Origin of the sequence: Carboxydothermus pertinax (assembly GCF_001950255.1) — a bacterium.
Classification (GTDB): Bacteria; Bacillota; Z-2901; order Carboxydothermales; family Carboxydothermaceae; genus Carboxydothermus; species Carboxydothermus pertinax.
The window spans coordinates 136430-161378 of sequence record NZ_BDJK01000006.1; the positions used below are offsets into that span (position 1 = coordinate 136430).

Below are 24949 nucleotides of genomic sequence, written 5' to 3' on the forward strand. Positions count from 1 at the left end.
TTTTTGCAAAAGTTGCAATTAATAATTTTTTAATAGTTAAATGGTAATGTTTTATTGCTTATTTTTTTCCCTTTATAACTTTCTATGATAAATATACCATGACCTTCCAAAGGAATAGTAATGTTCTGTTCCCAGGTATTCACATTTTTTATAATTCTGAATGTTTTCCTGGTTTGAAGGTTAAATCCATAGACCGCAAGCTTATCCTGCTGGTTTTTAGCAAATGTTATGAGCACTTTGTCTGCAAATACCTGGGCATGTAAAACATTAGAGCCGCGCTTCCAGACAGTATTGGCGGTACTGCTTTCGGGAAGAAATACTTCATCGTCTTTGGCAAAAAGCTTCATAAAGGCTCCTATAACTCTGCGTTGGGAATGATATAAAGCCAGGGCATCTGTTTTTTTAGCGTATTCAAAATCATTTAAAGAAACAACGGAGAATTTTAGTTTATTTTCCGTTAAAACCCGGGGAAGCTTAAACTTTTTTCCGTAGTTGGGCCAAAAGTAGCTGTGAACCAGGTAGGTATAAGTTTTTCCCTGATAATCTATTTCCCTTAAAGCCACACTGGTGGCAAACCCCCCGAAGCTATGGTCCGGATGGTTGTCCAAAACCGAAGGGAAGATAACCATATCCGGTTTTTCTTTTTTAATAATTTCCCCTAAATTCTCAATTAAATTTTTTCCAGTAAAAGGCTGTCCTGGTTTATAGCTCTCCGAATAACTTTGGGAATTAAAACCGGTATTGGGAGAGGTAAAAGGGGTATCGTAATATTGAAACAATAATGTTTTCAAATAACCATCAGGATAGGTTAAGTGGTAAATCCGGTCAATCTTTAAATAGTTTTTTACCTTTAAAGTTTCCGTAATTCTTAAACGGCCAAAATTAATATAATCAACAGTTTTAGGCTTAAGCTCTTTATAATTTACTTCTACGGCTTGCGTAAAACCGTCACCGGCAGTCAGGTAAACCACTATTATTTTGGCGTTTTTTTCTTTAGATTGGACGAGTAATCCTCCGGCGGCTAAAAGTTCGTCATCGGGATGAGGAGCCACAATTAAAATTTTTTCTTGCGGTTTAACGTTTAAAAGAGCGTAGCTAAAATCTTTGTTTAAGAAAACATTATACACCAACCATAATATTAGAAAATTCATTGCAAACAAGATAGCTTTTTTTCTCATTTTTTCTCACCCTTTTTTTATTGATGAAAAAGTAAGAGAAAAAGTTGCGTCTTTAAAAAAATTTTTGGCTTTTTCCGTAAAAAGTAGTAAACTTTTAAATGGTAAACCGTTATTAAGGGAGGCAGAATTACGTGTTAATAGACTTAATAAACCAGCAAAAAGTTATTCCAGCTATTAGAACCCCTGTTGATTTTCGCGAGGTTTTAACTATACCCTCGGTGAAAATTATGTTTTTATTGTTTGGGGATATTAATTCCCTGGGAGATTATCTAAGGCACGCCAGGTCTTCGGGGAAAAAGTTAATCGTACATTTTGATTTAATTGAGGGCTTAGGTAAAGATGAGGCGGCAGTCAAGTATTTAGTAAAAGCCGGAGTAGAGGGTATTATTACTACCAAAACTTCTATTGCCCGGCAGGCTAAAAAAGAAGGGATTATTGCCATCCAGAGGCTTTTTATCATTGACTCGGAGGCAGTGCGAAGCGGCTTAAAGCAGCTTAATGAGTCCAAGCCTCACGGTGTTGAAATACTACCGGCGACCGTTCCGGCAAAAATTGTCCAGGAAATAAAAGAAGCTTCCCGCCTTCCGGTGATTGGCGGAGGACTAATTCAAGGGGAAGAAGATTTAAAGGAAGCATTGTCCAAAGGCTTTTCGGCGGTTAGTACAAATAAAACAGCCCTGTGGTATTTAAACGGTGTTATATAATTGTGAAAAAAAGAACATTTTTTGAAAAGTAAAAATATATTGACAAATTAATTTACTTTGACTACACTTAATAGCAGGTGAAGATTTGAGGCGGGAGAAAAGGAGAGCCTTTTTAGTAAAGGGTGGTACCTTTTACTAAAAGGCTCTTTTCTTTTAACAAACTATTGAGGATACTGTATGCGGGCTGGAGAAAAGGAGAGCCCTCCATTTGGGTACAGGTTGTTTGTATCCTTAGGAGGGTTTTTCTTTTTATACTTAAGAAGAGGAGGGGTGAGCTGGATAGAGGGGGTAGTAAAAGTCTCTTTAAAGCATTTTAATTTCTACTAAAAATTTCAGGAGGGGAAAACCACAATGACCGCATTTATTGGCGAATTAATTGGTGTGGCAATTATTATTTTATTTGGTGGTGGCGTTGTCGCAAACGTTTCACTTAACAAATCTAAAGGTCAAAATTCCGGCTGGATTGTTATTACTGCAGGTTGGGCTTTTGGGGTGGCTGTTGCGGCTTATGCTACTGGAAAGTTAAGTGGTGCTCATTTAAATCCTGCGGTAACTATTGCTTTAGCTTATCTTGGCCAGTTTCCCTGGTCAAAAGTTCCTATGTATATTTTAGCTCAGGTTTTAGGTGGATTTATTGGCGGTGTTTTAGTATGGCTTGCTTATCTTCCCCACTGGGCGGAAACCGATGATCCAGGAGCAAAATTAGGTGTATTTAGTACCGGTCCTGCTATTAGAAATTATGCCGCAAACCTTCTAACAGAGATTATTGGAACGACTGCTTTAGTTTTTGGGGTACTTGCTTTAGGCGTAAATAAGGAACCTGCTGCATCTGGTTTAGCTCCCCTTTTAGTGGGTATTTTGGTATGGGCATTAGGCTTATCCCTTGGTGGTCCTACAGGCTATGCAATTAACCCGGCACGGGATTTAGGCCCCAGAATTGCACACGCAGTCTTACCTATTCCTGGCAAAGGAAGTTCCGACTGGGCGTATTCCTGGGTGCCGATTGTAGGTCCGATCATTGGCGGTTTAATTGGGGCGATTTTATATCAAATGGTATTTTAGTCAAGTATAATACAAACTGGGAGGGAATTTTGTGACGAAAAAATATGTATTGGCGTTAGACCAGGGTACTACCAGCTGCCGGGCAATTTTATTTGACCGGGACAGCAATATTGTGGGGGTTGCCCAAAAAGAGTTTACTCAATATTATCCTAAGCCAGGCTGGGTGGAACATGATCCGGAGGAAATCTGGAGCACTCAGTATGGCGTTATCGCAGAACTTTTGGCCCGCTACAATGTGAGTCCTGAAGAAATTGCAGCTATAGGGATTACCAACCAGCGGGAAACAACGGTGGTCTGGGATAAAACAACAGGAAAACCGGTATACAACGCTATTGTCTGGCAGTGCCGGAGAACTACTGGAATTTGCGATGAATTAAAAGCCAAAGGGCTGGAAGAAAAGGTACGGTATAAAACCGGGCTGGTAATTGACGCTTATTTTTCGGGTACAAAGATTAAGTGGATTTTAGATAACGTTGAAGGGGCCCGGGAAAAAGCGGAAAGAGGAGAACTGTTATTTGGTACCATTGATACCTGGCTTGTCTGGAAGTTAACCGGCGGTAAAGTACATGTTACTGACTATTCCAATGCTTCCAGGACCATGATTTACAATATTCGGGAGTTAAAATGGGATGAAGAGCTTTTAGCAGAACTGGGGATTCCCGCTTCGATGTTGCCGGAAGTTAAACCTTCTAGTTTTGTTTATGGAAAAACTGATCCCAATACCTTCTTTGGACACGCAATTCCCATTTCCGGGATTGCCGGAGACCAGCAAGCGGCCTTATTTGGTCAAACCTGCTTTGAACCGGGAATGGCTAAAAATACCTATGGTACCGGATGCTTTATGCTGATGAATACCGGTGATAAAGTTTATGAATCTAAAAACGGCCTCTTAACCACCATTGCCTGGGGGATTGACGGTAAGGTAGAATATGCTTTGGAAGGAAGTATTTTTATTGCCGGTGCAGTTATCCAGTGGTTAAGAGACGGCTTAAAACTTATTGAAAGTGCAGCAGATTCCGAATATTTTGCTTCCAAAGTTTCCGATACCGGTGGAGTGTATATCGTTCCGGCCTTTGCCGGACTGGGTGCTCCTTACTGGGATATGCGGGCCCGGGGTACGATTGTTGGCTTAACCCGGGGTACTAACAAATACCACCTTGTAAGAGCTGCATTAGAATCTATGGCCTATCAAACCCGGGATGTTTTATCAGCGATGGAAGCTGACTCGGGCATTAAACTTCAGGCTCTTAAAGTAGACGGTGGGGCTGTTGCCAACAACCTTTTAATGCAGTTCCAGGCGGATATCCTGGGTGTTCCGGTAGAACGACCGGTAAACATTGAAACTACTGCGATGGGAGCTGCTTACTTAGCAGGTTTAGCCGTTGGTTTCTGGGCCGATAAGAATGAACTTAAAGCTAAGTATAAAGTAAGCCGTCGTTTTGAGCCGGAGATGGATGTGGAAACAAGAGAAAAGCTTTATAAGGGCTGGCAGCGTGCAGTAACTAGAGCCCGGGATTGGGAAACCGAAGAGTAAAAAAGTAAAAGAAAATAGTCTGGCTGGAGACATTGATCGCCGTATTGCCATCCTTCAGAGGATGGCTATACGGCTTTTTTATAGTGCTCGGCCGTCAATGATAAGTGGTCGGTAACTTACGACCTACAACCGATCATTGACCACAGTAAATTTTGGGAGACCTTTTAAACTGTAGGGCGGGCTTTAGCCCGCAGAAAATCGTGAATTTAACTAACAGGCGGGGATATTAATGAAGAAACTAAAAACAACAGTTTTAATTATCGGTGGAGGAGCTACAGGCACTGGGCTTTTACGAGATTTGGCTTTAAGGGGTATAGATGCCTTGCTGGTAGAGCAGAAAGATATTGCCCATGGGGCGAGTTCGCGGTTTCACGGCCTTTTACACAGCGGTGCCAGGTATGCGGTAAAAGATCCGAATGCAGCTAAAGAATGTATCGAAGAAAACCTTATCTTAAAAAAGATTGCGCCGTCCTGTGTGGAAGAAACCGGGGGCTATTTTGTGGAGCTTGCTTCGGATGATCCGGAATTTACCTCAAAGTGGCTTGCTGGCTGCCAAGAAGCAGGAATAAAGGTGGAGGAGATTGACCCCAAAGGGTTTAAGAATAAGTATCCTTTTTTAACTTCGGAAATTCGGCGGGTTTTTACTGTACCCGACGGCACCATAGACGGTTTTCGCCTGGCCTGGGCCAATGTCTGGCAGGCAAAAGAGTTTGGCGGAAAATATTTAACCTACCACCAGGTTGTTGGTTTTGAACAACAAAACGGAAGGCTTACCGCGGCAAAACTTCGTTCTACCCTTACCGGTGAAGAAGTGGTAGTGGAGTTTTCTTTAGCGGTGAATGCTGCTGGAGCCTGGGCATCCAAGGTAGCCGAGCTTGCGGGAGTAAAAGTTGGCGTCCTTCAAAATAAAGGAACCTTAATTGCCTTTAACCACCGGTTGTTTACAGGAGTGGTAAATCGCCTTCGACCGCCTAGCGATGGAGATATCTGGGTTCCTCACCATACCATAACAATACTAGGCACTACTTCGGTTAATGTGGAAAGTCCGGAAGATTTAAAACCCACAGCCCAGGAAGTGGAGCGGCTTTTAACCATTGGACGGGAGCTTATACCCGATGTCGATAATTACCGCATGCTCCGGGCTTTTGCGGGTATACGTCCCCTTTATCTGGGTAATAACGCCAATGCTCAGGACAGCCGGAGCATTTCCCGGGATTTTGTAATCATTGACCACGAGAAAAATGACGGTTTAAAAGGCTTAATTAGTCTGGTGGGAGGTAAACTTACCACCTACCGCTTAATGGCCGAAAAAACCGGTGATTATATAACAAGGATGTTTGGCATTGGCAATCCCTGTAAAACCGCTGAATTGCCGCTAACTCCTGAAGCTAAGGTAAATTTAGAAAATCGGATTGTCCGCCGTTATTTTGTTCGAGCCTCCAGAATTAAGGATAGGCTTGATAATATTAAGGAAGAAAAGCAGATTCTTTGTGAATGTGAAGGGATAACTGTTGCAGAATTAAAAGAAGTTGCAAGCTGGGAAGATACTCATAATCTTGAGGATTTAAGGCGGAAAACCCGGCTAGGGATGGGTACCTGCCAGGGGCTAAACTGTGCTTACAAAAGCCTTATGGCTGCTTTTTCCGAGTTAAGACAAAAACCCCAATCCCCCATAAATCAGCTAAAGGAGTTTTTAAGCCACCGTTATTCCGGGCAAAAGCCGGTGCTTTTTGGGGAGGCACTGAGGGAAGCGGAATTAACTGCTGGATTATACGGCTGTAATTTTGGGCTTTTTGGAGGTACAGCGAATGAATGATTTAGTAGTTATTGGTGCTGGGATGAGCGGATTAATGGCGGCGGGGGCGGCCGTAAATCAGCAAAAAAAAGTACTGGTGATAACTAAAGGCCAGGGTGCTTTAACTTTATCCTCGGGATGCATCGATTTTAACTTGAAAAAATTAGAAAGGGATAGCGCCAATCCCCTTTCCAAAGTCCAGGATGTAGTACAGGAAAGCTTTAACTTTTTTAAGAGCTTGGTAAAAGAGCAGGATTTAACTTATTACGGTACTCCTGAGGCTACGGCTAAAGTTTTAACCGCCCTTGGGACGGTAAAAACTACCTGTCTTGTCCCCGAGAGCATGCATGTAGAAGAGCCGGAACAGTTTGAACGCCTTGTTGCCGTAGGATTTAAAGGATATTTTGAGTTTTCGCCAGAGTTATTTTTACACTATGCCCAAAAAAGCGGATTTTTCCCCAACCTAAAAGAAACCGGTGAAGTGCATTTTGTGGTGGAGGAAAAAAATCTAAACCCCACCTATCTTGCGTTAGCTTTAGGAAGTAACCCTATTAAAGATAGGCTTATTACCTTTTTAAAGCCTCATGTCAAGCCTAAAACCGTCTTTGCCTTTCCGGCAGTATTGGGAAATTTAGGAGAAAAACTTTATTTAGAACTGGAAAAAGAGCTTGGGGCTAAGGTGGTAGAGATTCCCGGGGGACTACCTTCAATTCCGGGACAGAGAGTTTATCAAGCTTTAGTAAAAAGTCTAAAACAAAAAGGAGTTCAATTTATACACAATGCGGAAGTGAAAGGATATAAAGAAGAAGCAGGAAAAGTTATTTCAGTCCTGGTGGAAGAAGCTGGTGGCAGGGTAAAAGAGGTTTATGCCAAATCCTTTGTTTTAGCTACCGGTTCTTTTTGGGGAAAAGGTATTATTGCTAATGGCAAAAACGTGGTAGAACCGATTTTTGGCGCAAAAGTTTTCACGCCAGAAGATTTTGCCGAAAACTATAATTTTTTAGGCTCCGGGATAATTACTGATAACTTTTTGCGGCCCCGGCAGGACTTAACTAACCTTTTTGCCGCAGGTGATATCTTAGCCCATACTAATTATCTAAAAAATAATTCCGGGCTTGGCTTAGCTCTGGCCACCGGTTATAAAGCTGGCATTTTAGCGGTGAGGGAAAGCGGGGTGAAGGAGAGTGCTTAACATTAACGAAGAAACATTAAATCAGTGCGCAAAATGTTCAACCTGTACCGTAAACTGTCCGGTAGTTAAGGTAAATCCTGCCTTTCCTGGGCCTAAAGCTTCCGGTCCTGATTGGCTTCGCTTATCTTTAAACGGAGAGACAAAAAATGAATTTCCCGAGGGGATAGAGTATTGTTCCAACTGCAAAAACTGTGAAATTGCCTGTCCTTCGGGGGTGCCGGTGGCAGCTTTAAATCAGCTTACCCGGGCGGCAAAACTTAAAAAAGAAGGATCTGGACTTAGGGAAAAGCTTTTTGCCAATCCCCGCTTTTTAGGTAAAATTGCTGTAAATTTTTCCGGAATAATAAACTTTTTTACCAGGATTAAAATTTTGCGGTTAATAGGAAAAAGCTTTTTTGGTATTTCAGCTAATATCCCTTTCCCCCCTTATGCCCCTATAAGTTTTTCCCGCTGGTTTAAAGGTTACCAGCAAAAAGTAACTAAAGCTGCGAAGAAAGTAGTTTACTTCCCCGGCTGTTTTGCCGAGTACAATAAACCCGAAACCGGGAAGGCGTTAGTGAAAATTTTAAACGCATTAGATTATGAAGTAGTGGTACCTGAGTTCAAGTGCTGCGGGCAACCGGCAATCGGTAACGGTCGTTTAGAAGAGGCCAAACAGTTTGCCTTTCATAATATAAATGAACTTAAAAAATATGTAAAAGACGGAATGCCGGTTTTATTTAGCTGTCCAAGCTGCCTTTTAACTTTTAAGGAAGAATACGGTGGTTTACTTGGAATTGAGGAAGCAAAAGAAGTAGTTCCTTATTTATATGATGCCGGGGAGTTTTTGGGATGTTTAGAATTTGAAGATATTTTAGAAAGTAAAGCTTTAAGGGGGAAATATGCCTACCATGAGCCCTGCCATTTAAAAGCAGCAGGGGTGGGTACTCCCGGACTTGACCTTTTAAATGAAGTGATGGTTGATACTGTAATGCCTTTAGATGCAGGCTGCTGTGGTTTATCGGGAAGCTATGGTCTTAAGGCGGAAAAAGAGCCGATTACCATGGCTATAGGTGAAAATTTAAAAGTAGCTATAAAAAAGATAAATCCCGAGGCTCTGGTAACTGAGTGTGGGATGTGTGGAGTGCAGCTTCATAATGTAAGCGGCCTTCGGGTATACCATCCTTTAGAACTGTTAGCATCAAACTTAAAAGAAAACGATTAAAACCTGCCGAGATAGTTGTGACTTAGACTGGTTTTTACCGTCTAGAAAATAGGAAAAGCGGTTTGCAGGCTCTTGCAAACCGCTTTTTGCTACTCCCGGTACACACCAATATTATCCGATTGAGTGCAGATTCGGTCGTTGCAGGAAATTAAAAACATATAGCCTAAAGTTCCGGCTGCCGGTTCCCAGATAAAAGAGACTTGATTTGTTTTTTCGGGTAAAGAGATAATTTTAATAAGTTTTGATGAGGTAAAAGTGTCCGTACCTGTCGGTGTGAGCATAAGATACAAGTGAGTAATTTTATTATAAAAGGTTACCCTAACTGTAGTTTTAGCTGCAAGTTTAATAAAGTTTCCCTCTTTAGGGAGGGGTTTACCGGATTCATCTAGCAGCTCAATTGATTTATAAAGCGGCGGTGGGCCGAAGGGAATGCAAAGCACAGTCCCAACTTTTAAATTCCAGGGATTGCGGATGCCGGGATTGTGGAGTAAAAGGTCACTTAGCTTTATTTCAAACCGGCGCGCTATTTTAAATAAGCTATCTCCCGGCTGAACAACATATGTGATGCCCGGACAGGGTCGTTGATTCTCTCTAAACATAATTATCACCCCTATACTAAGATATGACGAAAAGCAAAAAACTGTTATTGAAAATAAAATAGCTATTTATTTTTTAGAAAATTAAATTATAATAAAATTAAGAAAATTTAGACACGGGGTGGGAGTTTGGAGCCCTTTTTAAAGCTCATTTTTCTGGCTGGAGTAATGACCACCATTGAAATTCTTTTTCTTTTATTTTCATTTTCCTGGGGGATCAATAGATCACTTTTTCTGCCTTTAGCTCTTCTTTTTGTCATAAATTTAGCGGGAGTTTTTATTGCCAGCTACTTTTTCAGGTCTTTTAGAATCATAACATTAAATAAAGAGGTTCAAGACCGGTTAAACCCTTTAATGTTAGCAAACGAAGCGTTGCCCATTATAAAGCAGGGTTTAAACGTAGAAACAGCCGGGAAAATAGCGGAGATCATTCAGCGAATAAGCGATATGGAAGCGGTGGCAATTACCGACCGGGAAAAAGTGCTGGCTTATGTAGGGGTAGGGTGTGAACGGCATAAAATTGGCGATCCCATTCGGACTTTTGCTACCAAAGAAGCTATTCGTACTGGCGAGTTAAAGATAATTGACCATAGCTTAAAATATATTTGTTCGGTGAAAGATTGTGATTGCCCTTTACAAGCTGCTGTTGTCGTACCCTTAAAAATCAGGGGTGAGGTTGTTGGAACAATAAAACTTTACCAGACCAAGAAGGGTGAGATGCCAGCACAAACGGTAAAGCTTGCCATGGGTATAGCGCAGATTTTAAATCTGCAAATGGAAATAGCAGAATTAGACCGTCAGGCGCAAATGGTAACTAAAGCCCAGTTAGAAGCACTGCAGGCCAAGATTAATCCTCACTTTCTCTTTAATACCTTAAACACAATTATTATGTTTAACCGTACCAATCCGGAATTAGCCCGAAAGCTTTTAATTCACCTGTCAAAATTTTTCCGGCAAACGTTAAAAAGTCCGGGATTGTTTGGAACCTTAAAAGAAGAATTGGATTATGTAAATACTTATCTGGTATTAGAAAAAGCGCGTTTTCGCCAAAAGCTAAGGATAATGCGGGAGATCGACCGGGATTTATTAAACTATCAATTTCCGGTTTTAACCCTCCAGCCAATAGTAGAGAATGCTGTGAAACACGGGATTATGCCTAAAGAAACTCAGGGGACAGTCTTAATTAAAATTTTACGGGAGGAGGATAGGATTATAGTAGAAATAAAAGACGACGGGGTAGGGATTGCTCCGCATCTTGTAAGTCGGGTGTTAGAGCCGGGCTTTGGCTCGGGTAATGGGGTAGGCATGTCCAATGTAAACGAACGCTTAATTAGTCTTTATGGCCGGGAGTCCGGTCTTAAAATAGAATCCAAGCTGGGGGTGGGAACTACTGTGCGGTTTTCGATCCCGGCGATAAGAACGGAGAAAGAGGGGGAGAGGGAGAATGAAAATCAGGACATTAATAGTGGATGATGAGTATCCTGCTCGCCAGGAGCTCCGTTATCTTTTAGGGGAAATTCCTGAAATCGAAGTGGTGGGAGAGGCGGCGACTGCCAGTGAAGCTTTAGCTTTAATTCGGGCAGTAGATTATGCCCTTTTGTTTTTAGACATTGAAATGCCCGGCTTATCTGGATTGGAACTTGCCAAAGAAATAAATGCCCTACCGCGTCCGCCGTACGTAGTTTTTGTAACTGCTTATGATGAATATGCCTTAAAGGCCTTTGAGGTAAATGCCGTTGATTACCTTTTAAAACCTATTGAGCCCAAGAGGCTTCAAAAAGCAGTGGAGAAAGTGAAAAAATTAATTCAGGAAAATGGTTTTGCCAAAGAAGAGAGAGAGGTAACTTTTTCCCGGGAAGGAAGCAGACTTGACCGAATTCCAGCGGAAAAAGGTGGAAAAACTGTTTTGGTAGGTGAACAGGATATAATCTATGCTTATACGGAGCAGGATTATGTTTATATTAAAACTTTTCAGGATAAATATTTTACTCGTTTTACTTTAAAAGAGCTAGAAGCCCGATTAAATCCTACCGTATTTTTTCGCTGTCACCGTTGCTTTATAGTAAATCTGCAAAAAGTTAGAGAGATTGTACCATTTTTTAATGGGACATATACTCTGGTGGTTGACGATAAAGAGAAGAGTGAAGTGCCGGTTAGTAGGGCTCAGGCGAAGAAACTTAGAAAAATTCTTGGACTTTAGACCGTTAAAGGTATAAATTAAGCCTTTTAGCGGTTTTTTTTTACCTTTTAGGACCGAAAACTGGATTTAAAACCGGAGATGTAACTATTATATATATAAAAAGGAAATTGTAGAAATATTCAAAAAAGGAGGGGGCTTATGAGCGAAAATTTTGAGGCGCTTTTGCAGGAAAATCGGGTTTTTGAACCACCGACAGAGTTTCGGGAAAAAGCTAAAGTTTCGGACTTATCCCTTTATGAATGGGCCCAAAAGGATTTTTTGGGCTTCTGGGCAGATGCTGCCAAGGAAATTGAATGGTTTACCCCATTTGAAAAAGTTCTTGACGACAGCAACGCTCCATTTTTTAAGTGGTATACCGGCGGGAAACTAAATGTTTCTTACAACTGCGTTGACCGCCATACGAAAACTTTCCGGCGCAACAAAGCAGCCATTATTTTTGAAGGAGAGCCCGGGGATTCCAGAATTTTAACTTACCAGGAGCTATACCGGGAAGTAAACAAGTTTGCCAATGTATTAAAGAGCCTGGGGGTAAATAAAGGAGACCGGGTTACCATTTACATGCCTATGATTCCCGAAGCTGTGATAGCGATGCTGGCCTGCACCCGGATTGGGGCACCCCACAGCGTGGTGTTTGGTGGATTTAGCGCTCAAGCGTTAAAAGACCGGATTGACGATGCTAAGGCCAAGGTTCTAGTGACCGCTGATGGTGGATATCGACGGGGGTCCATAGTAGAACTTAAGAAAAATGCTGATGTGGCGCTTGAGGGTGGTACTACTATCGAAAAAGTAGTGGTGGTAAAAAGAACCGGTCAGGAAGTGCCGATGACCGAGGGGCGGGACTTCTGGTACCACGATTTAATGGCTAAAGCAGCATTATACTGCGAGCCGGAGCAGTGCGATGCCGAAGATATGCTGTACATTCTTTATTCCTCCGGGACCACCGGCAAGCCCAAGGGAATTCAGCATACTACTGGCGGTTATCTGGTAGGGGTCCATACTACCTTTAAATATATTTTTGATTATCGGGAAGAAGATATATACTGGTGTACTGCAGATATCGGTTGGGTTACCGGGCACAGCTATATTGTTTATGGCCCCCTCTCCAATGGAGCTACTACTGTGCTGTATGAAGGAGCTCCCGACTGGCCGCAAAAAGACCGCTTCTGGGAAATAATTGAAAAATACCGGGTTAATATCCTTTATACTGCACCTACTGCTATTAGAACCTTTATGCGCTGGGGAGAAAAATGGCCGAAAGGGCGGGATTTATCGAGTTTACGGCTCCTGGGCACTGTTGGCGAACCAATTAATCCGGAAGCCTGGATGTGGTATAACGAACACATTGGCGGCGGCCGTTGCCCGATTGTGGACACCTGGTGGCAGACGGAAACGGGGATGATTATGATTACTCCGCTTCCGGGAGTTATTCCCACTAAACCCGGCTCAGCGACCAAACCGTTCCCGGGAGTAGAAGCGGATGTGGTTAATGATAAAGGTGAACCGGTACCTCCCGGACAGGGTGGCTACTTAGTTCTGAAAAAACCCTGGCCGGCAATGCTTAGAACACTATATGGTGATCCAGAACGTTATGTAAATACCTACTGGAGTAAATTTCCAGGATGGTATTTTACCGGTGATGGGGCCAAGAAAGATGAAGATGGCTACTTCTGGGTATTAGGCCGGGTAGATGATGTTATAAACGTTTCCGGCCACCGGATAGGTACCATGGAAGTGGAAAGTGCTCTGGTTGAACATCCTTTGGTGGCGGAAGCAGCGGTGATTGGAAAGAGCCATGAAGTAAAAGGCCAGGCGATAGCTGCTTTCGTCACCTTAAAAGAAGGGGTAGAAGGTACGCCGGAACTTATTCAAGAGTTAAAACAGTTTGTAGCGCAAAAAATTGGTGCTCTTGCCCGTCCGGATGACATCTTCTTTACTGCCGAGCTTCCCAAAACCAGAAGCGGTAAGATTATGAGAAGATTACTCCGGGACATTGCCGAAGGGCGGGCCCTGGGCGATACTACTACCCTTACCGATCCGGCGGTAATTAATAAGATTAAAGAGCAGTACAAAGAAGAAGGTTAATTGTCGTTAAACTTTCCGGAAACCATAAATCTAAACCATTCGGCCAGGGAGAGGCCTGTTTCGCGGTAAAAGGTTAAATCCCTGGCTTTTTCTATTACCTCCCGGTAAAGTATTGCCGGGAATTATTTTTTTAGACAATTATCCCAGATTTACGGTAAAATATTGATAAGTAGAGATTAAAGGTAAGGGGTAGTAAGGTGTTCAGCACGGGGATTGATTTAGTTGATGTTTTAAGAATAAAAAAGCTCCATCAGCGATTTGGGGAGCGTTTTTTGCATAAGATTTATACCGCTAAAGAATTAGAGTATGCTTTTTCCCTAAAAGATCCCTACCTGCGTTTGGCTACCCGCTTTGCCGCTAAAGAAGCAGCAGCCAAAGCTTTGGGTACCGGGATTGGAGCAGTAAATTTTAAGGATATTGAAGTTGTATCCGGCCAAAATGGACCGGAACTTCTTTTGCACCGTTTTGCAGCAGAAATTTTTCAGGAAAAGGGTTTTACGGGAAAAAGTTTAAGTCTAAGCCATGAAAAGAAAGTGGCGGTGGCGATTTGCATTATGTGGAGGGGTTAGGATGCTGTTATTAACCGGACGGGAAATGGCGGAGTTTGACCAAAAAGCGATTAATGAATACGGGATTCCGGGAATTGTTTTAATGGAAAATGCGGCTTTAAAAACCTTCTACCGGATTAAAGAAATTTTAGGGGAGGTAGCCGGGAAAAAGATTATTATACTGGTGGGTAAAGGCAATAATGGAGGCGATGGGCTGGCTTTGGCCCGTCATTTAGCCAATGCTGGGGCCAAAATCCGGGTATTTTTGCTTTTTAAGGACCAATTTAAAGGCGATGCTTTAATTAATTTTCATATTTTAAAGAAAATGAGCGAAAAAATTTATGAAGGGGTAACCGAAAACTTAAACCTCTTAAAAATATCCTTGATTGATGCCGATATGGTGGTAGATGCTATTTACGGCACCGGATTTCGGGGGGCGTTACCGCCAGAAATCCGCGAAGTGGTAGAAATAGTAAATCAAGCCGAGGCTATAAAACTTGCCGTGGATATCCCATCGGGAGTTGATTCTTCTACCGGGCGGGTGGAGGGAACTGCTTTTTTAGCCGATTATACAGTAACTTTTGGACTACCAAAGCTCGGGCAAATCCTTTATCCAGGGCGAAGTTATTGCGGGAAAGTGCTTGTGGAAGATATTTCTTTTCCGGAAAAGCTTAAAAAAGAGTTTCCGGTAAAGCGTTGGCTTTTAGATAAAAAGGTCATAAAGAAATTTTTAAAGCCCCTAGCGCCGGATACTCATAAAGGGCGCCAGGGTTTTGGGCTTGTAGTTGGCGGTTCAATGGACTATTCGGGTGCTCCCTTTTTGGCGGCCAAAGGTAGTTTGGCGGTGGGAGCAGGAGGCGTTTACTTGGCAATACCGGAGAATTTGTTTGGAGTTTTAGCCGGGAAAGCTCCTGAGATAATTTTAAGAGGGCTACCAGCAGCTGACGGCCAAATTTCTTCTAAGGGTTTTCTTGAAGTTGAAAAAATCCTTCCTAAAGTAAAGGCGGTGGTAATTGGGCCGGGAATGGGAGCGTTGGCTGAAAGTAAAGAGGCGTATCTTAACTTTTTGGAAAACTGTCCATTGCCGGTGGTAGTTGATGCCGATGGTCTTAATAACTTAATAGGAAATTTAGAATTCTTACAAAAAAGGAATGCTGCTACTGTTTTAACTCCTCATTTAGGAGAAATGGCCAGGCTTTTAGGAACTAGTATTGAAGAAATTAAAGAAAAGCGAGAAGAAATAGGTAAAAAATTTGCTGTTGATTATAATGTTTATTTGGTTTTAAAAAGTGAAACCACAGCAGTTTTTAATCCTGAGGGAGAGATATGGTATTACCCCGGGGGACACCCAATCTTAGCTAAAGCCGGAAGCGGAGATATTTTAGCCGGTCTTATTATGGGTTTTTTAGCCCAGGGTTATGGAACAGGTGAGGCAGTGCTTCTTGGAGTGTATCTTCACGGCAAAGCAGGAGAACTTGCCCAAAAAGAAAATTCACCCCGGAGCTTTTTTATATCTGAGATTTTTTCTTATATCAATGAAGCTTTTGGGAAACTTGATGAATATGGAAAGAAAACTTTCCATTTGGAAAAATAAATTTCCGAAAATTACAAGGTATTTTGAATTTTGCTACAAGCTGGAAAGAAAACTTTCCGGCTTGTTGTATTTTTGGGGAATTTCACGCTTTTAAACCCTTTTGGGATATTGGTATGAAAATTGCTTAAACTAAACATAGTTCTTATTTTAAAAATGGGGGTGTATTTTTCATGATTATCGGAGTACCAAAAGAGATTAAAAACAATGAAAACCGGGTGGCTATTACTCCCGCAGGCGTAGAAGCCTTAGTATCTGCTGGCCATAAAGTGGTAATTGAAAACAATGCTGGCCTTGGTAGTGGTATTACCAATGAGGAATACATAAAGGCCGGGGCAGAAATCCTCGATACCCCAGCTGAAGTATTTGCCGCGGCAGATATGATTATGAAAGTTAAAGAACCGCTACCTTCGGAATATCCTCTCTTTAAAGAGGGGCAAATCCTCTTTACTTACCTGCACCTGGCACCTGAGCCGGAATTAACGCGGGCTTTAATGGAGAAAAAAGTTGTTGGTATTGCCTATGAAACTATCCAGCTTCCCAATGGTAGCTTGCCGTTGTTAACTCCTATGAGTGAAGTGGCAGGTCGGATGGCTGTCCAAATCGGAGCTCGCTTTTTAGAAAAACCCCAGGGTGGTCGGGGCATGCTGCTTGGAGGCGTACCCGGAGTACCGCCGGCAGAAGTGGTCATTATCGGCGGTGGTGTGGTTGGTACCAATGCGGCTAAAATGGCCATGGGCATGGGGGCTCATGTAACCATTCTGGATAAGAGTGCCGATCGGCTAAAATATTTAGATGACATATTTTTCGGTCGCATTACTACTGTAATGTCCAACAGCTATAATATTGCGGAAGCGGTTAAAAAAGCAGACTTGTTAATTGGCTCTGTTTTAATTCCTGGTGCTCGGGCACCCAAGCTTGTAACTGAGGAAATGGTTAAGAGTATGAAGCCCGGTTCGGTTATTGTTGACGTGGCTATTGACCAGGGCGGCAGTATTGAAACCATTGACCGGGTAACTACGCACCAGGATCCGGTTTTTGTAAAACATGGTGTTGTCCATTATGCTGTTGCCAATATGCCTGGCGCTGTACCCAGAACTTCTACCTTTGCTTTGACCAACGTAACTCTTCCCTATGCTTTAGCCCTTGCCAACAAAGGCTGGGAGAGGGCTGTTCGGGAAGACCGGGCTTTAGCTCTTGGAGTTAACGTTTTAGATGGTAAAGTTACCTATAAAGCAGTAGCCGACTCTTTAGGGCTTCCTTATACTCCGCTGGAAGAAATTCTTGGCTAAAAAGAAACTTACAAGGGGTGGATAAATTCCACCCCTTTAATGTATCATAGTGAAAAAGGGATGGGGTGAGGGATGGAAAATGCGTCCGGTTTGGGCAGAAATTAACTTAGAAAATATCAAGCATAATTTTCGAGAGGTAAAACGCTTGGCCCAAAAATCGGAACCAATGCCGGTAATTAAAGCTAATGCTTACGGCCACGGAGCGGTGGAAGTTGCTAAAGCTTTAATTAAAGAAGGGGCTAAACGCTTTGCCGTGGCAATTGTTGATGAAGGAATAAAGTTAAGGGAAGCGGGGATTTTAGAACCAATTCTTATATTGGGTCATACCCCCCCCGATGACCTTGAGAGGCTTTTATTTTATAATCTTATTCCAACAATCCACCATCGGGATATGGCTTTAGCCTATCAAGATAAACTTTCCCAACTAAAGCGGAACATTATCTGCCATTTAAAAATTGATACGGGAATGGGAAGAATTGGTTTCTGGCATGACGATTTAACTTCTATTGCTGAAGTTTTTACACTGAAAAACATAGAAGTGGAGGGGATTTATACCCACTTTGCCCGGTCCGATGAGAAAGACCTTAGCTTTTCCAGGTTACAACTGGAAAGGTTTAATAATCTCCTCAGTTATTTAGCCCGCCAAGGAATTACCGTAAAGTATCGGCATGCCGCTAACAGTGCGGCTATAATGCGTCTGCCCGAAGCTCATTTGGATCTGGTAAGGCCGGGAATCATGTTATACGGGGAGTATCCTTCCGGGGATGTTCCCGGGGGAATTGCCGATTTAAGGCCGGCTTTGACTTTAAAAGCTAAAGTATCCCAGGTAAAGAGAGTTCCGGCGGGTTTTCCTGTAAGTTATGGCAGTACCTATATCACCAAAAAATCTACCCTGATTGTATCATTGCCCCTTGGCTATGCGGATGGCTATTTTCGCCTGCTCTCCAATCGTGGCGTAATTTTATTAAACGGCAGGCGCTGGCCCATTGCCGGACGGGTTTGTATGGATCAATTGATGGTGGCAGTGGATGAAAAGGAGATAGTAAATCCAGGTGATGAAGCTGTGCTCTTAGGAAATCAAGGAAAAGAAACGATTACGGCCATGGAAGTGGCAGGGTTAATTGGAACAATTAATTATGAAGTATTAACTAATATAAGTACTCGCGTTCCGAGAATTTATGTATAAAAAAATTTTATAATTAAAAGAGGCTTTTAGCCTCTTTTTTGTCTATTTGTGTCTATTTGAAATGAAAAATCTAACATGTTATAATATTACTAAAGCACTATTAAAAATACACTTCTAACTTGCCTACAAAATATCCCTCATAAATTTTACCACTTCAACATAAACTTTTAAGGAAGCGGTTTTCTATAAAAACCCACTTTTAAACAACAAAAAATCGGGAGGTGGTAATATTTATACGATTGCCAAACTTCACTGGGCTTTTCCACCAATTATTGGCGGGGTTGAAACACACCTGACGTTACTCTGTCCGGAATTAACCCGTCGAGGTTACAATTTACACCTTTTAACCGGGGCAGTAGATGGAGAGCCCGAAGAGTTTAATTACCATGGTATGCGGGTACGACGACATAGATTTTTAGATTTAAATTCCCTTTCGCCCCAAATTATTAAAGAAAACCGCGAACACATCAAGGATGTCCTTTATTCCTTTCTTGATGAAGTAAATCCCGAAATAATCCATCTTCACAACATGCATTATTTTAGTCCTGACCATTTAGAGTTTTTAGTAGAGTACAAAAATAACCGCAAGATTCCTCTAGTTTTAACCGCCCATAATGTTTGGGAAGATGACCTTTGGGATGAAATGCTTACCTTTAAAGATGAATGGGATTATATAATAGCAGTTAGTGACTTTATTAAAAAAGAACTCATTCGTTTTGGTTTTGCTGGGGAAAAAATTACGACGGTTCATCATGGTATTGATACCCAAAGATTTAAACCGGGAGTTTCACCGAATAATCCCTATGCGAAGATGGAGTTTTTTAAAGGTAAAAAAGTTATTTTCCACCCTGCCCGGATGAGCTTTGCTAAAGGTTCCGATTATGCGGTAAAAGCCTTTAGAGAAGTTCAAAAAGCATTTCCTGATACCGTTTTAGTAATGGCTGGAACCTCCAAAACCGTTGATTGGGGCGGGGTTCAACAAAAAGAAGTACAACAAATAATGAAACTTGTAGAAGAAAATGGTCTTTCCGATAGTGTTTACGTTCAATTTTTCAACTGGCAGGAAATTCACTGGATGTACGAAATTGCGGATATCTGTATTTACCCGAGTTCTTTTGAAGAGCCTTTTGGTTTGGTAATGCTGGAAGCCATGGCTTCAGGTAAACCGATTATTGTTACGAATTCCGGGGGTATGCCGGAAGTAGTGGAAGATGGGGTTAATGGCTTTGTAATTCCCAAAAAAGATCCCAAAGCTCTTGCGGAAAAATTAATTTTACTTTTAAGTGATGTTCCCCTACGGCGGAAGATGGGAGAAACAGGGAGAAAAATGGCGGAAGAGAAGTACACCATTAAGGTGATGGCGGATAACACGGAAAAAGCTTACCAATGGGTAACTAAACATTAAATTCGGGAGTGGTGTGGATGGATATTAATCGGCAGTTAGACGAGGACCGTTTTAGGATAGCTCCCAAGGAGTTTCAACCCCGGGTAGAAGTGTTAAAGGAAGGAGAGATGTTTTTAACTGCCTTACCTGATGGTTCAATTTGGGAAGGCGATTTAAGTGGGCTTGGGTTATTTTATCGTGATACACGGTTTTTAAATCGCCTCCTTCTATATCTTGAAGAGTTTGAACCACTCTTACTATCCTCATTGATTCGCGAGAGTCATTTTGCCCAAATTGAGCTTACCAACCGGGAGTTTCACTTACCCAATGGGGTTTTACTGCCACTTCAATCCATCCACTTCCGGATTACTCGGGTCTTAAAAAACGGCCTCTACCAGCGGCTTAGAATTATTAATTTTAATTCCTTTCCGGTTACAATTAACCTTACTTTTTCGGCCGGAGCCGATTATGTGGATATCTTTGAGGTCCGGGGTACTACCAGAAAAAACCGGGGGCGGCTATTGCCAGTATGTCAAAAAAATAATGGTTTTACTTTTGGTTATGAGGGGTTAGACCATTTTTTCCGATCTACGGATTTAACCTTTTATCCTGATCCGGATCGGGTGTGGGTTGAAGGAGATAAAGGTTTTGTTCGCTTTACCTTAACTTTAGAACCTCACAAAAAATACTTCCTTTATCTTCAGATTATACCCGGTATTGACCAAAAAATTATTTATGAAGAAGATACATATGCTGCCAAAAAGGAAATGAGTATTGGTTTTTCCAAAGCTGCGATAAACTTAAATAAAGATTACCTTAACTGGCAGCGGCAGTGTACCAAGATTGAAACTAATAATGAAATTATTAATCAAATGATCAATCAAGCGGTAACCGATTTAAGAGCGCTAATTTCCGAATATCCGGAAAGTGGCAAAATTATTGAAGCGGGTATCCCCTGGTACGCTGCTCCTTTTGGCCGGGATTCCCTTATTACCTCCTGGCAGACTCTTATCTTAAATCCCGAAATTGCTAAAAATACTCTTAGGTTCTTAGCCCATTATCAGGGAAAAGTGCTTGATTCATGGCGAGAAGAACAACCGGGAAAAATTTTACATGAAATTCGCCGGGGGGAGATGGCTCTAAATCACGAGGTGCCTCATACTCCTTATTATGGAACGGTTGATGCAACCCCCTGGTTTATTATCCTCTTAGGTGAAGTTTTTCGCTGGACCCATGATGAAAAACTATTACAGGATTTAGCAGAACCTTTAAAAAAAGCCCTTTACTGGTGTGAAAAATACGGAGATATGGATGGCGATGGCTTTATTGAATATCTCCGGGAATCGGAAAGTGGCCTTTTAAATCAGGGCTGGAAAGATTCCTGGGATGGAGTTATTGACCGTGATGGTTCGTTGCCGGAAGGGCCAATAGCTTTAGTGGAAGTGCAAGCGTATTATTATCTTGCCCTTTTAAGGGGAAGCGAATTATTACAATTTTTGGGAGAAATTGAAGAAGCGTTAAAACTTCGCCGTCAAGCCTTAAAGCTGCAAACAAAGTTTATAAAAGCTTTTTGGATTGAAGATGAAAACTTTTTGGGCTTTGCCTTGGATGGCAAGAAGAGACTTATTAAAACAACCGTTTCCAATCCCGGCCATACCCTATTTACCGGAATTTTGCCGACAAAACTTGCCCAGAAAGTAGCGGAAAGATTGTTCCGTCAGGATATGTACTCGGGCTGGGGTATTCGAACGATGAGTGCCAAAGAAAAACCTTACAATCCTATGAGTTACCATAATGGTTCCGTTTGGCCTCATGATAATTCAATTATTGCCCGGGGATTAAAAGAAATTGGGCAAGAAGTTCTATTGGAAAAACTAGTAACCGATTTAGTGGATGCGGCCAGGTTTTTCAATTATTATCGTTGGCCGGAGTTGTTTTGCGGTTTTACCCGGCGGGCCAATGGTGGGCCTGTAAGGTATCCAATAGCCTGTGATCCTCAAGCCTGGGCGGTAGGAAGTATTTTTATTCTCTTGCAAAGTATTTTAGGGATTTTTTGTGATGGAGGCGATATTCGCATAGTACGGCCAACTTTACCGGGTTGGCTAAGTGAGGTTTACTTAGAAAACCTTAAGGTTGGAAATGGGGTTGTAGATTTAGAATTTAGTCGTAGCCGTGGTAAAACCTACTGTAACGTTGTTAAAAGGGAGGGAGAGGTAAAGGTACTAATTGAACCCTAGGAGGTGGATAAATGAAGTCGAACCTTTTGGTAGTATCCAATCGCGGGCCTTTTACCATTGAAGGGGAGATGGGTAATTTAAAATATCGCCCGGCAGTCAGTGGGCTTGTTTCAGCTGTGCTGCCGGCAGTAAAAAAAGTTGGGGGAATCTGGCTTGCCTGGGCAGGAAGGCTTACGGAAAAGACTTTGGAAGTTCAGACGGTAATTAAAGATGATTTTAATTTTGTAGAAGTACTTTTATCAAGGGAAGAGTTAAAAGGCTACTATGAAGGTTACTCCAATGGTGTTCTCTGGCCTCTTTGCCACTTGATGCCTGAGAAAGTTGTACTTTCGGAGGAAAATTACCGCATATATAAAAAGGTGAATCAAAAGTTTGCCCAAAGGGCAGGAACACTACTAAAACCTGGAACATTGTTATGGATTCATGATTATCATTTAGCTCTGATGCCCTATTTTGTTCGCCAAAAATATTCCTGGCAAAGGATAGCCTTTTTCTGGCATATACCTTTTCCACCGGTAGAAATTTTTACTATTCAACCATGGGCTCAAGAGATTTTACGCGGCCTTTTAGGAGCAGATTTAATTGGCTTTCATACTGAAGACTATCGGGAAAACTTTTTACGAAGTGTGGAGCGGGTATTAAAGATTCCAGTGAATTATGAGTGGGGTACCGTTTATTATAATGGCCGGGAAATTAGAGTAAAAGCAGTTCCCATAGGGATTGAGCCTAAGAATTTTCAAAAAGACGTTCCAAAAATTGAAGAAATTGAGCAAGACCTCCGAGGGCAAATAATATTCCTGGGAGTGGAGCGGTTAGATTATACCAAAGGGTTAAAGGAAAAAATTTTGGGTTTTGCAAGATTTTTAGAGAAAAATCCTGAGTATTTGGGCAAAGTTATACTATTACAAGTAGCAGTGCCTACGCGGGAAAATATTGCCGCTTATAGAAATTATGCAAAAGAGGTTTTGGAAGAAGTACAAAAGGTAAATGAGCGATTTGGACATAGCAGTTGGCAGCCAATAAAAATTTTAACTCGAAATTATAGCCAAGATGAGCTCATTTATTTATATCGAAGAGCGGATACTCTTATTATTACTTCCCTGGAGGACGGTTTAAATCTTGTGGCCAAAGAATTTATCGCTTCCCGTCAAGAACCGGGAGTAGTTATCTTAAGTAATCGTACCGGGGTAGCTCGGCAGTTTGGAGTTGCTCTTAAGGTAAATCCTTATTCTCCGGAAGAAATAGCTGGGCAAATTAAGACCTCCTTGGAGATGTCCTTGGAAGAAAAGGAAAAAATGTTTGCTAAATTAAAAGAGCAGGTTTTATTAAAAAACAACGAATGGTGGTTGGATAACTTTTTAGGAAAAGAGCTAATGCTTTCGGTGGCACCGGGCAAATATTATCGCAAACGGGGTGAAAAGAAGATTGGAGCAGTTGACTAAGCTTTCTGGGCAAAAAATTTTTATTATAACTGATTTTGACGGAACTATAGCTGCGTATCGGAAAGATCCGCGAAAGGTAAATTTGGCAAAAGATATGGTAGAAATATTGTATAAAATTACCCGCCAGCCGGATTTTAAACTAGCGGTAGTTTCAGGGCGAGGATTAAAAGATTTAGAAAATATGGTAGCAATAAAAGGTATTATCCTGGCTGGATGCTTTGGGGGATTATACCGGGATGAACGGGGTAAACTTTCCACCTGGGAGCGAGCTTATGAATATTTTGGGCCTGCGGAAGAGCTTTATAGTTTTTTTAGTCGTAATATTTCTTTACCAGAAGTATTAATTGAGAAAAAAGAAATTGCTCTAACTTTACACTATAAAGATTTGGGACTAAAAAAACGAAGAGAGATTTTTAACATTATTGAAGAAGCTCAGGAAAAAAATCCTGCTTTTGATTTTCATATTGGCGATAAGGGTACTGAAATAATTCCCCGGGGACTGGGTAAGGGATGGTTTATTAAAGAGATGTTAAGCAAATATCCCGGTTATTTTCCAGTATTTTTAGGGAATGATTGGGTTGATCTTGAAGGGATAGAAGTTTTAAAGGGGCGGGGGTTAGCTTTTTATGTGGGTGATTCCCCACCCCCGGGAAGTCACGGGCTTTTGGGGTTAAAAGAGGTAAAAAAGCTTTTTAAGAAGCTTTTGGCATTAAGCCAAGGCGTTTTAAGTGCATCTTAATGCCTGTAATTTCCCACATCCGGACCCACGGGTCAATTTTTTGATACTTTAGCGGATAAAAGATGGAATGATCGGCGATTCCCTCAAGGGAGTAGCCCTTTTGGAACAAAGTTTTTATTTTTTCTTCACGGATTGAGATAATTTCTAAAAATGTTTCTAGCTTTGCCAGAAAATATTTTCGTTCAACTACTCCTTCTTCGTGGCCAGTGATAAAATATTTGGCATCAACTTCTCTCAGAATTTGGGAAGATTTAATAAATAAATCGATATTTCCATCGGGAGTCATGTAAAAAGGGCCAAAGGAGGTTAAGTCATAATCTCCGGTATAAATTACCCCTAAATCTGGAAAATAAGGAAAAACGTATCCCGTTGAGTGGCCTGGGGCTTTAAGAAATATAGTGGTAACTCCTCTAATTTTTATTTTTTCCGCGGAAGAATAAGCTTCTTTTGGCTTTTGAATAATGGCAACAATATCAGGACGATTATAGGGCGAAAGGGATGGGCTTTTAAAACCTCCCCTTTTTATTTCTAAAGCCCACCAGTTAACATAATCTTGCCCAAAATGCTTTTCGACCCCAAGCCGCTTGGCAAATTCAACTAAACTTTGCAGAGCTGGTAGGTCTTCTTTATTGATAAAAACCGGGGTGGAATTTTGAAATAAATTTATGCCCCAGACATGGTCGTAATGATAATGAGTTAAATAAATTTCCTGAATAGAAAAATTTTTGAGAAAATTACCTGCACCGGGGTCGATTATTGCTTGCTTACCGTTACTTTCAAGAAGCAAGCTGGTACAGTAAGGAAAATGGCTTTTCTTTTCCCCAGGAATAACTTTAAGTGGCCCAAATTGCTGCATTTATCTCTTTCCTCCTCTTTTTTAATATCTTAGCAAAAAAAAATTAATCCGGCTATGCCGGATTAGGGAGTAGAGGGTGATATTTTTTAAAAATCTTGGAAAGGGAAACGTAGTATCTAAAATATGT

The 24949-nt window shown here is 41.6% G+C and carries 20 protein-coding genes; 17 read left to right on the forward strand and 3 right to left on the reverse strand.

What is annotated here, in order from left to right:
• Positions 1-29: 29 nt before the first annotated feature.
• Positions 30-1178, reverse strand: coding sequence for a PIG-L deacetylase family protein (locus cpu_RS02065; RefSeq protein WP_075858328.1), 1149 nt, complete (start codon positions 1176-1178; stop codon positions 30-32).
• A 131-nt stretch (positions 1179-1309) separates the two neighbouring features.
• Here cpu_RS02065 and cpu_RS02070 point away from each other — a divergent pair, with 131 nt between their 5' ends.
• The 6 genes from cpu_RS02070 to cpu_RS02095 all read left to right on the forward strand — a co-directional run bounded on the left by cpu_RS02070 (position 1310) and on the right by cpu_RS02095 (position 8669).
• The gene (locus cpu_RS02070; protein ID WP_075858329.1) at positions 1310-1882 is read left to right on the forward strand and encodes a glycerol-3-phosphate responsive antiterminator; all 573 of its coding nucleotides are present in this window, start codon (positions 1310-1312) and stop codon (positions 1880-1882) included.
• A 351-nt stretch (positions 1883-2233) separates the two neighbouring features.
• Positions 2234-2944, forward strand: coding sequence for an MIP/aquaporin family protein (locus cpu_RS02075; protein WP_075858330.1), 711 nt, complete (start codon positions 2234-2236; stop codon positions 2942-2944).
• A 31-nt stretch (positions 2945-2975) separates the two neighbouring features.
• The gene (gene glpK / locus cpu_RS02080) at positions 2976-4478 is read left to right on the forward strand and encodes a glycerol kinase GlpK (protein ID WP_075858331.1); all 1503 of its coding nucleotides are present in this window, start codon (positions 2976-2978) and stop codon (positions 4476-4478) included.
• Positions 4479-4707: 229 nt separating this feature from the next.
• Entirely contained in the window at positions 4708-6294 is a 1587-nt protein-coding gene (gene glpA, locus cpu_RS02085; protein WP_075858332.1) for an anaerobic glycerol-3-phosphate dehydrogenase subunit GlpA, read from the forward strand.
• Entirely contained in the window at positions 6287-7465 is a 1179-nt protein-coding gene (locus cpu_RS02090; protein WP_075858333.1) for an anaerobic glycerol-3-phosphate dehydrogenase subunit B, read from the forward strand. Before glpA ends, cpu_RS02090 begins: the two co-directional genes overlap by 8 nt.
• Positions 7458-8669: an anaerobic glycerol-3-phosphate dehydrogenase subunit C gene (locus tag cpu_RS02095; RefSeq protein WP_077177119.1), complete on the forward strand. Its 1212-nt coding sequence runs from the start codon at positions 7458-7460 to the stop codon at positions 8667-8669. The genes cpu_RS02090 and cpu_RS02095 overlap by 8 nt, the downstream gene beginning before the upstream one ends.
• An 89-nt stretch (positions 8670-8758) precedes the next feature.
• Here the strand turns inward: cpu_RS02095 and cpu_RS02100 are convergent, their stop codons facing one another.
• A complete protein-coding gene (locus cpu_RS02100) occupies positions 8759-9268 on the reverse strand; it encodes a LysM peptidoglycan-binding domain-containing protein (protein ID WP_075858334.1) in 510 nt (169 codons plus the stop codon).
• A 126-nt stretch (positions 9269-9394) separates the two neighbouring features.
• Between cpu_RS02100 and cpu_RS02105 the strand changes: the two genes are divergently transcribed.
• The 11 genes from cpu_RS02105 (at position 9395) to otsB (ending at position 23966) form a co-directional block, all read left to right on the forward strand.
• Complete coding sequence (locus cpu_RS02105; RefSeq protein WP_234970167.1) at positions 9395-10738, forward strand: histidine kinase; 1344 nt, start codon at positions 9395-9397, stop codon at positions 10736-10738.
• A complete protein-coding gene (locus tag cpu_RS02110) occupies positions 10710-11465 on the forward strand; it encodes a LytR/AlgR family response regulator transcription factor (RefSeq protein ID WP_075858335.1) in 756 nt (251 codons plus the stop codon). The genes cpu_RS02105 and cpu_RS02110 overlap by 29 nt, the downstream gene beginning before the upstream one ends.
• Positions 11466-11603: 138 nt before the next feature.
• Complete coding sequence (gene acs / locus cpu_RS02115) at positions 11604-13547, forward strand: acetate--CoA ligase (RefSeq protein WP_075858336.1); 1944 nt, start codon at positions 11604-11606, stop codon at positions 13545-13547.
• A 197-nt stretch (positions 13548-13744) separates the two neighbouring features.
• Positions 13745-14116: a holo-ACP synthase gene (gene acpS / locus cpu_RS02120; protein WP_075858337.1), complete on the forward strand. Its 372-nt coding sequence runs from the start codon at positions 13745-13747 to the stop codon at positions 14114-14116.
• 1 nt (position 14117) lies between these two features.
• Positions 14118-15689 carry a bifunctional ADP-dependent NAD(P)H-hydrate dehydratase/NAD(P)H-hydrate epimerase gene (locus tag cpu_RS02125; RefSeq protein ID WP_075858338.1) on the forward strand — a complete coding sequence of 524 codons (1572 nt, stop codon included), beginning with the start codon at positions 14118-14120 and terminating at the stop codon, positions 15687-15689.
• A 170-nt stretch (positions 15690-15859) separates the two neighbouring features.
• Entirely contained in the window at positions 15860-16978 is a 1119-nt protein-coding gene (ald, locus tag cpu_RS02130; protein ID WP_075858339.1) for an alanine dehydrogenase, read from the forward strand.
• Between the two features lie 79 nt (positions 16979-17057).
• Complete coding sequence (alr, locus tag cpu_RS02135; RefSeq protein ID WP_075858340.1) at positions 17058-18164, forward strand: alanine racemase; 1107 nt, start codon at positions 17058-17060, stop codon at positions 18162-18164.
• A 271-nt stretch (positions 18165-18435) separates the two neighbouring features.
• Positions 18436-19569, forward strand: coding sequence for a glycosyltransferase family 4 protein (locus cpu_RS02140; RefSeq protein WP_234970171.1), 1134 nt, complete (start codon positions 18436-18438; stop codon positions 19567-19569).
• Between the two features lie 17 nt (positions 19570-19586).
• The gene (locus tag cpu_RS02145; protein ID WP_075858342.1) at positions 19587-21785 is read left to right on the forward strand and encodes an amylo-alpha-1,6-glucosidase; all 2199 of its coding nucleotides are present in this window, start codon (positions 19587-19589) and stop codon (positions 21783-21785) included.
• 11 nt (positions 21786-21796) lie between these two features.
• The gene (locus cpu_RS02150; RefSeq protein ID WP_075858343.1) at positions 21797-23227 is read left to right on the forward strand and encodes an alpha,alpha-trehalose-phosphate synthase (UDP-forming); all 1431 of its coding nucleotides are present in this window, start codon (positions 21797-21799) and stop codon (positions 23225-23227) included.
• Complete coding sequence (gene otsB / locus cpu_RS02155) at positions 23211-23966, forward strand: trehalose-phosphatase (protein ID WP_075858344.1); 756 nt, start codon at positions 23211-23213, stop codon at positions 23964-23966. The genes cpu_RS02150 and otsB overlap by 17 nt, the downstream gene beginning before the upstream one ends.
• Here otsB and cpu_RS02160 read toward each other — a convergent pair.
• Positions 23920-24822 carry an MBL fold metallo-hydrolase gene (locus cpu_RS02160; protein WP_075858345.1) on the reverse strand — a complete coding sequence of 301 codons (903 nt, stop codon included), beginning with the start codon at positions 24820-24822 and terminating at the stop codon, positions 23920-23922. The genes otsB and cpu_RS02160 overlap by 47 nt on opposite strands.
• Positions 24823-24949: the final 127 nt, after the last annotated feature.